This window comes from Pseudomonas sp., assembly GCF_036404235.1.
Lineage (GTDB): Bacteria > Pseudomonadota > Gammaproteobacteria > Pseudomonadales > Pseudomonadaceae > Aquipseudomonas.
On sequence record NZ_DASWOT010000059.1, the window covers coordinates 1 to 14187 of the forward strand.

The following is a 14187-nucleotide window of genomic DNA, read 5'->3' on the forward strand; positions in this document are numbered from 1 at the left end:
CCTGTCGACGCGTCAAACCTTGTCAAATCGAGGGAGGATGATGCTAGGGTCATCCCGACGATCGGTGATGGAGAAAAGGTAATGGACATGCCTTACTTCATGCTCAATTCCAGGACGGGAGGCGCGCATGCAAACTCAGAAGCGGGGAGGGACATTCTGGCTCTGGGCTGATTGCCTGCTCAAGACCCAAGGGCATCAAGCACAATTGCCTCGGTGCAGTATCGATGTTCAGGCCCGTATCAATCGGCAGGGATATACGCAGATGTTTATTGGCGTATACGGCCCTTCAGGCAAGGCACTCTGTGAAGAGTTCTATCCTCATTTATTGGAAGAAACCGTCGAGCAAGCCCTGAGTTGGGGGGGCCGGCGATGCGATGTGTTGATCGACCAGACCACGAACTTTAGCGCGCCCCACCGCATTAATCCTGCGGCAACGCAATCGACTCCTTCACAGCTCATCAACGCCGGTGAAGCAGACCATCGTCGTGAGTCTTTCCTTGCCGCGAGTAAAAGCGCCCAGGCCGAATATGCAGAAGCGAAAGCGGCGTTATTGTTGATCATGCGCAACGGCAACGTCGACAGCCGGATAAGAGCTGAGCATGTGCGCCGCCTGAATGCAGCTGTCGATGTTTGGGTTTCCTTGCCACGCCAGTACGCTGAGAGCCGTGCTGATGCAGTGAGCAAGCGCACGGTCGATCAGGTGCGCCGTTATGACGGATACTTATTTGACGAGGAGCTTGAACGAGACAATCGGGGTATCAGCGTGTCCGGGGTTGGGATATGTTGACGCAAATGTCGAGACCATCAGTGATTCAGCTTCTGATTTGATGACGTCCAGGGCACCCCTGACGTCATCGCCTTCTCGCTTGTTTGTTCGTGCATCAACCAATAGCGTCATCTGGTAAAGCGCATCGATGATCCCATGAAGATTTCGATGCAACTGATGGGTGACTGTGGCGAGATGGGCGCTCAGCGCAGAGTCGATTGACTCAGACGCAGCAGCCTGGGGCTGTTGAACCGTGTCAGCGGTTGAGGCTCTGAGGCCGGTGATCACGTAGGCGACGTCTATGCCTGCGGCGGCGATTTTCTCCAGATACGACGCTTTTGGTGAGCGACTGCCACTTTCGTAATTACCTTGGGCGTTGGTTTCTACACCTCCGATAGAACCCAAAATGCTTTGAGAGAACCTGAGGCGAGTTCGTTCTTCACGTAGGCGTTCGCCAATCCTTGTCATTGTTTTGCTCCTGTGTGAACGATCCCCCGGTCGAATGATCAAGACTGTACCCGCGCTGTTTGAAAAGGCTCAGCGGATGGCAGGCCTGACTGGCTTGCATGACACTCATTGGTGTGCGGTCGCATCGCCAGTGTCGATGTCAGTCTGTCTGCAGTGTGTACCCATTTGATTTTGCGGGTAGGAAATTTCTGAAACGGACGTATGACTGCATTCGCATGCATGCTGGCGCACAGTCAGGGGATGTGTGGTCGGTGTCTGAGGGCGGACCGAGCCGCGCGTGATAGCGCAGAGCCGGGCTGGCCGCGCCTTCAGCCCGGCAACACTGCGAGTGTTATTGCACTGAGGCGGGGCAGCGAGCGCCACCTTGGCGAGCCCAGTCGTTTGCAGTTTTGGCGATGGTGTCGGCCAGAACCGACACTGCGTGTTGGTGAGCCAGCACCAGATTTTCCATACCCACACCTGCCGGTTGACGAATGACGCTGCTGCAAGTGAGGTTCTGTCGTTTGGCGCCGCTGTTACTCAGGCTCAGGTTCCATACCACGTCAATCAACGCATATTGATCCAGAACCGATTCGAAACGACGTACATCGGTACGCAGCGACAAAACGGGTTGGTCACCCTGTTTGGGCAATCCGGCGAGATCCCGCAAGCCGAAGCGCCGCTCCAGTTGCCCGGTCAGGGCATCGTGAAACTCATCCCCAAGCGGTGCGCCCCAGCGATCATTCTCCAGGATCGCCAGGCTGCCATTGCCTTGGCGCACCACGACGGGCGGCTGATCGACCTGAACCGGCATCAGCACCGGCAGCATTTCGAATTGAAACGATGCCTGAGCAGTGCTGGCAGGTGCTGAAGTCGCTGGAGCGATAAGCGTGTAGTAATGCGTGGGGGTCGAGGTACAGGCAGCCAGGCTCAGCGCCGTCGCGATGCCGAAAAGGTGAGTGCGCAAAGTCATTGCTGCGGCTCCATATCTATTTGACGGGAAGAGGACGAGCCTTTGTAGGAGCCGGGAGCTGCATCGCCTGAACGGCCACGGATCAACGATTCCGGATGACGACTCAGGAAGTCAGTCAGCACGCGGACCGAACGCGCGGTGCGCTGAACTTCGTCCATGGCCTGCCCCAACTGCACACGCGCAGGAGAGTCTTCAGACAGCGTGTCGTTAGCGCTGCCCAGGGTTTTCTGCGCCTGCTGCAACGTGCCACGCATCTGCGGCAGAACATCGCTGTTCACCTGCTTCATGGTTTTTTGCAATTCGATCAGGCTGCCATTGAGGTTGTTTGCCAGTTCATCGATCGGGATCTTGCCCAACTTGTCAACGAAGGTTTGCAGCTGCTCCTGGAGCTTGTCGAAGCTGCCGGCCACGGTCGGAATTTCCAGCGGTCGGGCTTTGCCGTTGTAGGCAACTTTGGGCGCCTTAGGGTCGAAATCCATGGCGATGTACAGTTGTCCGGTCAGCAGGTTGCCGGTACGGACTTGCGCCCGAAGTCCTTTGGCAACAAAACTCGCCAGAATTCGGCTGATTTGCTCTTCTTCGTCACCACCGCCTGCTGTTTCCTTGAGCTTGTCATTGGCTGCGCCCAGGCGTTGCGGATAGATCACTGCGCCTACCACGCCGGGGAAGGTTTCGGTCTTGGCGTCGTAATCCAGATCGACCGATACCACGCGACCGATCGTGACACCCAGGAAATCCACCGGTGCATTGACCACCAATCCGCGCAGTGACTGGTTGAAACGCATGCGAATGTATTTGGGCTCGCCGTCGGGCGGTGCGAGTGCGGTGGCCTGATCTTCGAAAATGTGGAATTGGGCGTTGGCCTCTGCTGGCTTGGCTTGCGGGCTGTATTTAGGTTCGCGGAAGGCAATGCCGCCGGAGATGATTGACGTGAGCGACTGTGTAGAGACTTTCAGTCCCGCAGCGCCGACCGTGACATCGACACCGCTGGCATTCCAGAAGCGTGTATCGGTCAGCACGTACTGGTCGTTGGGCGCGTTGATGAAAATCTCGATGTCCACACCTTTGCCATCTTGCGCCAGTTCGTAGGCCACCACTTGACCGACCTGGATGCGCCGGAAGTACACCGGCGAGCCGATGTCCAGCGAACCCAGATCGTCGGTGTGCAGGATGAAGCGCTTGCCTTTTTCCCCGAATGTCACAGGGGGCGGTGTCTCCAGACCCGTGAAGTTCTTCTCGGTTTTTTCCGAGCTGCCGGCGTCAGCGCCAATGAAGGCGCCGGAAAGCAGGGTGTCTACGCCCGAGATACCATGCGCGCCGATGCGCGGGCGTACCACCCAATACTGGGTATCGGCCCGGGTAAAAGGGGCCGCCGTGTTGTTGAGTTCGATGGTGGCGAGAATGTGCGTACGGTCCCCGCTCAAGGTGATGTCGGTGACCACCCCGATAACGACATTCTTGTATTTGACCTGGGTCTTTTTGGCTTCCAGACCCTCGGCGGTCAGGAAGCTGACGGTGATCTTCGGACCGACGCTTAGGAGGTCGTGGATCACCATCGACAAACCGATCAAACCCGCGACGATGGGCACCAGCCACACCAGTGAAATCCTTGCCTTGCGGGCTTTTACCTCGGGCCGTGAGGGCGATGGCGGTGAAGGGTGAAGGGCGTTATCAGACATCGTCAACCTCTGCGTCCCAGATGAGCCGGGGATCAAAACTCATGGCGGCGAACATCGTCATCACCACCACTAAACCAAAAAACAGAATGCCCAGGCGCGGCTCGATGGTACTGAGCCCGCGAAACTGTACAAGCGCGGCCACCAGTGCGACCACCAATACGTCAAGCATCGACCAGTAGCCGATCAGCTCGATTAAGCGGTACAAGCGCGAACGTTCGCGCATCGCCCAAGTGCTGCGACGCTGACACGTGATCAATAACATGCCCAATACCAGAAATTTGATGCAGGGCACCACGACGCTGGCAATGAAGATCAGGATCGCGATGTCCCATGAACCGCTTTCGGCGAATTCGATCACACCGCTCATGATGGTGTTTTCGCTGCTGCTGCGGAACAAGGTGGTGAACATCACCGGCAAAGTGTTCGCCGGGATGTAGAAAATCAGGCCAGCCAACAGGAACGCCCAGGTCCGTACCAGGCTGTTGGGTTTGCGTTGATGTACTGGCGACTCGCAACGCGGGCATTCGTGAGCATCGGCCGGGCAGACATAACTGCAGACGTGACACAGCGTGACGTGATAGTCACGGGCAAAGGGAATTTCATTCATTGCGGGCCTACTCCCAAGTCTTCCCACAGACGCCGAATGTCCTTGCCCGCGATCAGTATGATCAACACCATCAGCATCGCCATTGCCCATAAGCCCGCGCCTGCATGCACGTCGAGCATGCCAGCCAGCTTGATGATCGCCACTAGAATGCCCAGCAGACAGACTTCCAACATGCTCCACGGCCGCAGATGCTCAAGGGCGCGCATGCAGGTTTTGAAACCAGGCGCGACCTCGCCGCGATAGGCGTGGACCAGCACCCAGAAAAGCAACGCGATTTGCAAGGCAGGGGCAAAAATGATCGCCAGCCCCGCCACCAAAGCGATCAAGGTAATCCGGCCTTGCGCCAGCGCCTCGACCGAGCCCCAGAGCGTCACTTCGTTGTGCAGGCCCTGTAGGCTGATGCTGATGACGGGGAAGACGTTGGCAAAGACAAACATGATGCCGGCCGCGATGCTCAACGCCAGCAGCTGTTCGATGCTCATGTGTCGTCCACGGTCCAGCACCGCTCGGCAACGTACGCAATAAGCCGACTCGCCCTTCTTCAGGGGGAGCGATTCGTAGAGCGAGTCGCAGTGTTCACAAATGATCCAGTGCCGCGGATCGTCAAGAGGCTGCAAGGTGCTGGTCATCGGCGCGGTGGTCGTTGATTGAGAAGAATAATGCACGGCTGGTTGGCTATCAGAGTGGCATGCAGGTTAGGGCTTGCAAAGATACTCTGGAGGCGCGGCGCTGGCTCGCCTTTTATTGTGACTGATGTGGGTGGCTTCATCGACAGCAACGACTTATAGGTTGGGATGACAGATTGACCACAATGCCAGCATCAGGTTCGCCATCGGCGTGACAGTATGAGAAACAACCACAATAAAAGTACGTTTGTGATGCATTGGCGTTGTCGGCGCCAGGCTTGGCGTCGTTCCATTCCCCTGTTCGCCTGATACTTGTGTTCCAGGGACCTCACCGCATGTATTCGATGAGGTCGCGGACTCTCTTGACGAATTCGTTTTCGACGATGATCGCTTAATCGCGTGTGCATTGCGCCACCAGACGCATGCGCTCTTCGCTCAGACGCAGTTCTTCTTCGGCGTCGCGGCGTTTAGTGATATCGATGAACGTCAGGACGATGCCGTCGATGTAGTCTGCGCTGGAGCGATACGGCAGCAAACGCGCGATGTACCAACGGTTGTCGCTGCTGCTGATTTCTCGTTCGATGATGCTCAGGGTGTCGAACACCGTCGTCGCGTCCTTGATCATTTCGTCGTAGGACAGGCGGTGAGTGATGTCTAGCAGGGAGCGCCCGGTGTCGACAGGCAGCATGCTGAAGATGTCGGTGGCCCTTGGGGTAAACCATTTGATGCGCATGTTGCGGTCAACGAACACGGTCGCGATGTCGGTGGACGCGATCAGATTGGTCAAGTAGTCGTTTATTTTGTCGGTCTCTTCGACCTTGGTCTTGAGCTCGTAGTTGAGGGTCAGTAGCTTCGTTGATTGACTGCAGCTCTTCCTTGCTGGTCTCCAGCTCTTCGGTGGCCGAGCGCAATTCTTCGTTGATCGCCTGCATCTCTTCGTTGGAGGCCTTGAGTTCTTCGCTGGACACCTCCGACTGTTCGATAGTGTCCTGCAACTGCAGCTTGGTGCGTTGCAATTCGCGCTCAAGGTTGGAGAGCACCTGGTTCTCGGAAAGAATTGCCGAGCTGAGATTCAACTCATGGGCATCGACTTCCTCTTCTTCGAACAACACCAGTACGCATTCGCTTTCGGTTTCCTGGTCTGTGTAGGGCTGCGCGGTAATGTCTACTTGATAGAAGCGCTTATCGCGCTGCAGGCTGACCTGCCGGGATTTAACCGCGATGCCATTTTGGTGTACCTGAAACAGCGTGGTGCGTAATTCCAGACGAAGTTCTGGCAGCACCAGTGTCAGCAGGTTACGTGTCATCTCACCGCCAACGTGACGCAGGTAACGGCCTGCACCTTCGCTCATGTGCATGATGTCGGCGTTACTGTCGACGATCATGCTCGGCGGCGCGGTTTTTTCCAGCGCGCGCTGATGGATATCGGCAAATGAAAGTTTGCGCGGCGCCTGCACCAGCGGTGCATGGGGCATAGAGCTGGTTCTGGAGTAGCCACCACGCGGCATGCTGGGTATTTTGCGAGACGAAGGTGTACCAGTCTTGGCGCGAAAAATGCGGTTTTTCTTGTCTATAGGGGCGAATAATTCAATGCACAGATCGGCAGATTCCGACGACCCCAGGAACAGATACCCGCCGGGGTTCAGGGCGAAATGGAACATCTGCAGGATTTCGCGCTGAACCTCGCGATCAAGATAGATCAGCAGGTTGCGACAAACGATCAGGTCGATCTGGGAAAACGGCGGGTCTGAAAGCAGGTTGTGTTTGGCGAACAGTACTTTTTCGCGAATTTCCTTACGAATACGGTACTGGTCTTCTTCCTTGACGAAGTACTGGTGCAATCGCGACGGCGGCACATCCGTGATGATTGCCTGCGGATACGCGCCGGCCCGACCAATGATGACTGCACGCTCATCGATGTCGGTGGCGAACACCTGAATATTTGCGGGCGAAGCGCTGGCTATCTTCTGGTCATTGAGCAGCATGGTCAGCGAATAGGCTTCTTCGCCAGTGGAGCTGCCGGCCGACCAGACCCGGACCTCTTCACGGGCATGTCCGGATGCATCATTGACACTGAATAACTGGGGCAATACATCACGTTCCAGCGCTTGGAACGCTTCGCGATCACGGAAGAAATTGGTCACGCCGATCAGCATGTCACCCAACAGCGCCTTGGTTTCCTCAGGCGTGGACAGCAGGTATTCGTAGTAAGCGCGCAGGCTTGATTGTGCCGTCACTTGCATGCGGCGCTCGATCCGGCGCAGCACGGTGGCGCGTTTGTAATGCTTGAAATCGTGACCGGTGCCCGAGCGTAACTGGATCAGAATGTCATGCACCAGTTGTTCGGTAATCGCTGCTTCGCGTTCATTGTTTGGGGCGATTGTAGGTATCTCTGGATCATTGGCTGTAGGCAACTGAATGTTTTGCGAGTTACGCCACAGTTCGATGATCTTCTGCGGCATTTCAGCCACGGGTAACACCAGATCGACCATTTGCGTTTCAATCGCTGCCTGCGGCATGCCATCGAACTCGGCATCTTCCGGTAACTGAGCCATGGTGATGCCGCCTTGCTCTTTGATCCGCGACAGACCCACCGCACCGTCCGAGCCGGTTCCCGAAAGTACCAGGCAGAACGCACGCTCCTTGTGAACATCGGCCAGGTCACGGAAAAACAGATCGATGGCGACATGACCACCTCGGCGCGGCTCGGGCGTTAGCACGCGCAGATAACCGTCGTTCATCGACAGGTTCTGTGCCGGAGAAATGACATAGACATGATTTTTCTGGATCGGCACAGCTTCAGTGACCTGCACCACCGTCATCCGGGTCGCTTCTTGGATCAGTTTGCCCGCGATGCTTTGATGGTCGGGCGACAGATGAAAAATCACCACGAACGCCATGCCATTGTCGGCAGGCATGTTTTCGAAAAAGCGCTTTACGGCTTGCAGGCCCCCAGCAGACGCGCCTATTCCTACAATTGGAAATGTCAGATCACTGGCCTGAAGCTCCGTTCGCTGAGGGACATTGGGTGAGCGTTCTCGGGAGCCGGCCATTGCTAATCCTTATGCTGATGATGGCGTTAATGCTTCAACTCGGTTGAAATCCGAGCCGTTTGACAAAACAGCGGAGATAGTAAGTGCGCAACCGCAAATAGGCGAAATATTGCTGTTAATCAGCGTGTTCCGGTAGCTATTGAACGACTCACTGATGATAGGTGGTTCAGCCGGGAAAGATACACAACCACATGGCGCTCAGGTGCCGGACACCTCGTTCTGAGGCATGCCTGATGGATTATAGAGGGTATATCCGAGTCGCCGTCAGGAGGGGCATCTTTCTGTGCCTGTTCACTCAAACGGTCATTTGCCCAGAGGCTGGGACCCGGCCGTTTGCTGGGCGTGACAATCGGGAGCCGTCCTCGAACCATCGGGTTACCGCAGCGAACTAAAACCCAAAGCGGACACAGGTGTAATTAATACGCTCTACAGTCTCGCGTTGTCTGTGGCTGACGGGCTGTTCTGATAAGTGGGTTGAAGAATGACAGTGCTTTAATAGCGTGTTTGGTTGCGATGTAGGGTGTTCTAAATAGTCGCGCTCATATTTTGGGTAATGCAAGCAGTCGCATCATGGGTGCATGTAATGCTAACCCTTGGCGCGGGTTTGAATACCCTCTGTTTGATGCACTTAATGCAAGTGCATCAAACAGGCCGTGCGAAAATAATTTAGGCGTCGCGTACTGATGCGTCGCTGATAAAAGTACAGGGTTCTCTCGCTCTTACTCATCGGTTAAACATTTAAATGTTTTTTGATGTTGTGTGGGCGGTGGAGTAGGAGATAGCGCTTGGGTGTTCGCACGGCCTGCAAAAAAAGTGGTTGTCCGTTTTAATGAGTCGGACAGTAATGATTAATTAATTTGTGGGAAGTATTTATCTACCAGCGCATATAAAATTGCTGCTGTTTCAGCATCCAGAACGCCGTCGTACTGCTGTTGACGGAAATGAAGCTGAAATGCCCGAAGCAACGTGTTATACCCGCTTTCAGTTCCGGCTCCGGAAGTGTCGTATCCGTACTGCTTCAGTTTAGCAATGATGTCTGTTTTAGCTGGCAAGGCGTTGCAGAACTGCTTCACGTAGTTTTGCTTGGTGCAGTAGTCGTACCATGCCCCAATTCCCGCAGCGTAGAGCTCCTGCCACGGGAAGACTGCCCCAGGATCACTTTTTCTGCCAAGAGCGATATCACTGTGTCCGACGACATGAGTGGGCTTAATGCTCGGATAACGCTGAAGGATATTAGCAGCCAGTTCCTTAACTGCATCAATCTGCGTAGGATTGTAAGGGGGAAATGTAAAATCTCCATTGTTGTCCGTCGCTAAATTAACTATCTCAATGCCAATTGAGGTGTCATTCAGGTTGCTGCGTCCGGCCCACTGACTAACCCCTGCATGCCATGCACGTTCGTTTTCGTCGACTAAATTAAAAATACGCATATCCTTAAAGCCTGCTTCAATATACGTTTTTTCCGTCGGGTCAGGAACGAGATAGTGGGAGCTTACTGAGCTGGTAAGTGCAGCTACCGATGCTTTAAAGTCGATGGCGGTGTAATGCATTACCAGAAAACGAACTCGGCGATCAAAGCTCTTCGCCGAACGAAAACTATTATAATCAATTCTATACATGGAAGCGTCCTGCTGTTCGATAAGGGATTTCGAAGATACCATAAAGTACTTCGCATGCAACCCGTACTATGCGTTTTGTGAATGCTCGATATCTATAAGTGTGTAACAGTTTTTGATTGGGAGTACATGGAGTTACATTCTGGTTCGGATAACCACAGCTTAATGCAAGTGACAATAATTCAGACGAGTGCGTAGGTGATCAACCGCCCATGCAAGCGCCTTGGAAGTTATAGCAAGGTGCCCCATTCCCGCTGTCCATGGGCCACTGCGCTCTTCTTTAAATAAAAGATTCTCCTGGGGTGAAAGATAGTGCAATGGAACATTGATGCGCGGCGTCGACCCGACCCTAGCCAACCGGGGTGGCGGGTGGCCGCTTGAACAATAGGTAGTCCCCGCTCTGGCGTCCCTGGGTCTCCAGATACTTGCCATAACGGATCTGCGCCGGCTCCCAACGTCTCAATGCGCCCTCCACGTCGCCGGGTGTCGCCTGCAAGGCATCGGCAAGCGCCAGCGCGTTGGCGGCAGCTTTCGAGGTGCTTGCGGCGGTATGAGGCCGTGGAATCGCGGCAGCATCGCCCAGGATGAGCACACGGCCAGCCACCATGTGGTCCGAGGCCAGGTCGCGTATGGCCTGGGCGAAAGGTTCTTTGGTTGCCTCGACGATGCTGCGAAACGGCAGTGGCAACAGCGCCTCGGCCTCGCGTAGAAGGTGCGCTTTCCATCGGTCGGCCAGTTGGCCCTCGGAAATCGAATAGCCGCGCTGGCGTCCTTGCCGGTCGGTCATGATCTCGTCGAGCAACGCAGTGTCGGCGACGCGATACCACACCCAGTTGTACAGGCGGTGGCCTTCGCGCACATCGTTGTTCTCGCCGGGTACGAGGTAGCCGAGGATGTGCGAGCCGGTGTTGTTGGCAAAGCCGAAATCGTCATGCAGCCCTTGGCGCGCGGGCTGCGGCATCGCGTCTTCGGGCACTAGCCCTCGCCAAGCCAGGTAGCCGGCATAACGGGGCTGCATCTGCGGCCAGAACTGCTGGCGCACGGCGGAGTTGCCACCGTCGGCGCCGATCAACAGGTCACCGACTTCCACTGAGCCATCGGTGAAGTAGGCCGTGACGGTTCCGCCATCTCGGTCCTGCTCGACTCGCTGCAATGTCCTGTCCTGGTGATAGTGCGCATCACCGAAGGCCGTGCGCAGCGTGGTGTAGATCAACGACCAGGAGGTCTGGACCTGCGGTGCATAGTGCTTGGACTGGATCGCGCCGTCCGGCCGAAAGACAGTGCGGTAGGCCGACTGGACGCCGAGGTTCATGGACGCAAGGTCGATACCGCTGCGCCGGAACACTTCGACCACGTCCGGCTGCAGGACGATGCCGCCGCCGCGGCTATCCAGATCGTGGGCGGAGCGCTCGAAGACGTCAACGTTCCAGCCAATTCGACGCAAGAGGTTGGCGGCAAAGAGACCGCCGAGCGAGCCGCCAATAACCAGCGCTCGGGGACTGTGGGAAGGTGTGGCGGTTGAGATGTTCATAGGCAACTCCGTTTAGGTGTTGCCACTTTGCGCCAAGACGTAATAGGTGATAACCGGGGCTTTTTGCTGTTCTGCTTTGCGCAATACGCAAAAGCCGGTCAGCCTGGGCCGCGACCTCTGCTGAAAGTCATTCAATGCGTCGTCTGGGTGTAGCGGTCCCAGTAGGGAGGAGTGCCGAAGTGCTGTTCCAGAAAATCCAGGAAGCAGAGCAGTTTTTTTGACCCGCGTCGGTTAGGCAGATACGCCGCCCAGATGGCGCCTTCACTGGCGCTTGGCGTAGGAACCCAGTCCTCCAGCACCCACATCAACCGACCCGCCGCCATGTCCTCGCCGACCAGCCAGGTTGGCATCAGCAGCAAACCGGCACCGCCAATGGCTGCCTCGCGAAGCAATTCCGAACCATTGGCCCTGAGATTGCCCGACACCCTGACTTTCTCGCTCTTGCCTTCGCGGGTGAGAATCCACGTTGAATTGCCAGTGAGGTACTCGAACTGCAGGCAATTGTGCTGCGTCAGATCGGCTGGCTTGGTCGGAACCCCGTGCTGCCCGAGGTAGTCGGGGCTCGCGCAAATCACTCGGCAATGCGGTGCCAGCTTGCGGGCAATCAGGTCCGGGGAGGCCATTGGACCGAGGCGGATGGCCACATCGATCCGCTCCAGCGCCAAGTCTGCGACCGTATCGGACAGGCGGATATCGAGCTGGATGTTCGGGTACACGCGCAGGAATTCAGGCAACACCGGACCGACATGCAAGCGACCGAACGCGACCGGCATGGCCACGCGCAATAAGCCGCTAGGCGGACCGGACAATTCGCTCACGGTCCGATCTGCGCCTTCCAGTTCTTCCAGGATCCGCCGCGCGTCCTGGTAATACTGATTGCCCTCCTCAGTGAGGGTCACGCTGCGGGTCGAGCGATTCATCAGTCGCGCCCCGAGGTGTTCCTCCAACGCATTCAGTTGTCGCGTCAGCGACGAGGGCGCGACGCCCAGCCGGCGCGCCGCTGGGGCGAAGCCACCCTGTTCGACCACCGCGACAAATGCACTCAATGCAGCAAAACGATCCATAGCACCTTTGCGCTCTACGCAATGAAGAAGTCCAGTTTTCGAAGATTATCAACGCAAGGGGATGCGGGCAACATGGCTGCAACACATTCAGGAGAACCATCATGACCCTTCACATCACCATCACCTCCGATTTCATCTGCCCCTGGTGCTTCATCGGCGAACACCGACTGGCCAAGGCGATGGATACCTTGCCTGCCGATACCGAAATCGCGTTGCAACAGGATGCCGCCTGTACGGGCGGCACCTGCTCGAACGGCTGAGCAGCAGGCCGGTGAATGTCGGCGGTGGCGTCAGCGTGAAATAAACGGGAGTCATCGTGAAATAAAAAAACGGCGCGACCTTATCAGGGCCGCGCCGTTTTTCAATCAGTGAATCAGGCACGCATCAAGCGATGACGTCGCGGCTCCATTCGCTGTTGACCAAACGCTTGAGACCCAGCGGGTTGGCGTTTTGCAGGGCCGCAGGGAGCAGGCTGTCCGGGTAGTTCTGATAGCAGACCGGGCGCAGGAAACGATCGATCGCCAAGGTCCCAACCGACGTGCCGCGCGCGTCGGACGTTGCCGGGTAAGGACCGCCATGGACCATGGCTTCGCAGACTTCCACACCCGTCGGGTAGCCGTTGACCAGAATGCGTCCGACTTTTTCTTCCAGCACTGGAATCAGCCACTGGTACTTTTGCAGGTCAGCGGTTTCGCCGATCAGTGTGGCAGTCAATTGGCCACGCAGCGCCAGCAGCGCGCTTTTCAGTTCAGCGTCGTCAGCGACTTCGATCAGCAAGGTGGTTGGGCCGAAGACTTCTTCCTGAAGCAAGGGGTCGCCATTGAGCAACAAGCTCACATCGGCCTTGAACAGTTGGGCCTGAGCTTGCTTGCCTTCTTGTGGCTTGCCCGCCAGATGGGTCACGCCAGGGTGCGCGAGCAGCGTTTGAACACCTTTGCTGTAGCTGCGCAGGCCGCCTGCATTGAGCATGGTTTGCGGCGCCTGGCCACCCATGTGCTCGGCCAGTTGTTCGGTGAACGCGGTCAGGGCAGGGGAGCGAACACCGATCACTACGCCTGGATTGGTGCAGAACTGGCCCGCGCCCATAACGACCGAAGCTGCGAGTTCGGCGGCAACCGTCGCACCACGCGCAGCCAGTGCGCCAGGCAGCAATATGACTGGGTTGATACTCGACATTTCAGCAAAAACCGGGATTGGCTGTGGACGCTCGGCGGCCATTTTGCACAGCGCATCGCCGCCGTGCAGCGAGCCGGTGAAGCCCACGGCTTGAATCGCCGGGTGCTTGACCAGGCCTTCGCCAACGCCACTGCCGAAGATCATGTTGAACACGCCTTTTGGCATGCCGGTTTTCTCAGCCGCGCGAATGATTGCATTGCCGACCAGATCGGCCGTGGCCATATGGCCGCTGTGGGCCTTGAATACCACTGGGCAACCGGCGGCGAGGGCAGAGGCGGTATCGCCGCCCGCTGTGGAGAACGCCAATGGGAAGTTGCTGGCGCCGAACACGGCCACTGGGCCGACGCCGATGCGGTATTGACGCAAGTCAACGCGTGGCAATGGCTTGCGATCAGGCAGTGCCAGATCGATACGCGCGCCGAGGAAGTCGCCGCGCCGCAGGACCTTGGCGAACAGGCGCATCTGGCCGCTGGTGCGACCTCGTTCACCCTGGATACGACCGGCCGGCAACGCGGTTTCCTGACAAACGATGGCCACGAAGTCATCGCCCAGCGCGTCGAGTTCGTCGGCGATGGCTTCAAGAAATTCAGCGCGACGTGCCGGGCTCAATTGACGATAGGCAGGGAACGCGTCTTTGGCGGCGAGGGCG

The 14187-nt window shown here is 56.8% G+C and carries 11 protein-coding genes and 1 pseudogene; 2 read left to right on the forward strand and 10 right to left on the reverse strand.

Annotated features, from left to right (window positions below; genetic code table 11):
• The first annotated feature begins 127 nt into the window (after positions 1–127).
• Positions 128–787: a hypothetical protein gene (locus VGC62_RS07605; RefSeq protein WP_331186460.1), complete on the forward strand. Its 660-nt coding sequence runs from the start codon at positions 128–130 to the stop codon at positions 785–787.
• Here VGC62_RS07605 and VGC62_RS07610 read toward each other — a convergent pair.
• From VGC62_RS07610 to VGC62_RS07650, 9 genes and pseudogenes are all read right to left on the reverse strand, one after another.
• Positions 722–1234, reverse strand: a complete 513-nt coding sequence (locus VGC62_RS07610) for an XRE family transcriptional regulator (RefSeq protein WP_331186461.1) — start codon at positions 1232–1234, stop codon at positions 722–724. The two genes, VGC62_RS07605 and VGC62_RS07610, sit on opposite strands and share 66 nt — an antisense overlap.
• Positions 1235–1565: 331 nt before the next feature.
• Complete coding sequence (locus VGC62_RS07615; protein WP_331186462.1) at positions 1566–2186, reverse strand: PqiC family protein; 621 nt, start codon at positions 2184–2186, stop codon at positions 1566–1568.
• The gene (locus VGC62_RS07620; protein ID WP_331186463.1) at positions 2183–3865 is read right to left on the reverse strand and encodes an intermembrane transport protein PqiB; all 1683 of its coding nucleotides are present in this window, start codon (positions 3863–3865) and stop codon (positions 2183–2185) included. The genes VGC62_RS07615 and VGC62_RS07620 overlap by 4 nt, the downstream gene beginning before the upstream one ends.
• On the reverse strand, positions 3858–4472 hold the full coding sequence (locus VGC62_RS07625) for a paraquat-inducible protein A (protein ID WP_331186464.1): 615 nt from the start codon (positions 4470–4472) through the stop codon (positions 3858–3860). The genes VGC62_RS07620 and VGC62_RS07625 overlap by 8 nt, the downstream gene beginning before the upstream one ends.
• Positions 4469–5101, reverse strand: a complete 633-nt coding sequence (locus tag VGC62_RS07630) for a paraquat-inducible protein A (protein ID WP_331186465.1) — start codon at positions 5099–5101, stop codon at positions 4469–4471. Before VGC62_RS07630 ends, VGC62_RS07625 begins: the two co-directional genes overlap by 4 nt.
• Before the next feature lie 391 nt (positions 5102–5492).
• Positions 5493–8151: pseudogene (locus VGC62_RS07635) on the reverse strand (CheR family methyltransferase); the annotation flags it as partial.
• 848 nt (positions 8152–8999) lie between these two features.
• Entirely contained in the window at positions 9000–9770 is a 771-nt protein-coding gene (locus VGC62_RS07640) for an N-acetylmuramoyl-L-alanine amidase (protein WP_331186466.1), read from the reverse strand.
• Positions 9771–10116: 346 nt separating this feature from the next.
• Positions 10117–11298 carry an FAD binding domain-containing protein gene (locus VGC62_RS07645; protein ID WP_331186467.1) on the reverse strand — a complete coding sequence of 394 codons (1182 nt, stop codon included), beginning with the start codon at positions 11296–11298 and terminating at the stop codon, positions 10117–10119.
• A 131-nt stretch (positions 11299–11429) separates the two neighbouring features.
• The gene (locus VGC62_RS07650; protein ID WP_331186468.1) at positions 11430–12362 is read right to left on the reverse strand and encodes a LysR family transcriptional regulator; all 933 of its coding nucleotides are present in this window, start codon (positions 12360–12362) and stop codon (positions 11430–11432) included.
• Positions 12363–12463: 101 nt separating this feature from the next.
• Here VGC62_RS07650 and VGC62_RS07655 point away from each other — a divergent pair, with 101 nt between their 5' ends.
• Positions 12464–12622: a hypothetical protein gene (locus VGC62_RS07655; RefSeq protein WP_331186469.1), complete on the forward strand. Its 159-nt coding sequence runs from the start codon at positions 12464–12466 to the stop codon at positions 12620–12622.
• Between the two features lie 124 nt (positions 12623–12746).
• On the opposite strand, the gene VGC62_RS07660 is transcribed toward VGC62_RS07655, so the two are convergent.
• On the reverse strand, positions 12747–14187 hold a 1441-nt coding region (locus VGC62_RS07660), incomplete at its 5' end, for an aldehyde dehydrogenase (NADP(+)) (protein WP_331186470.1).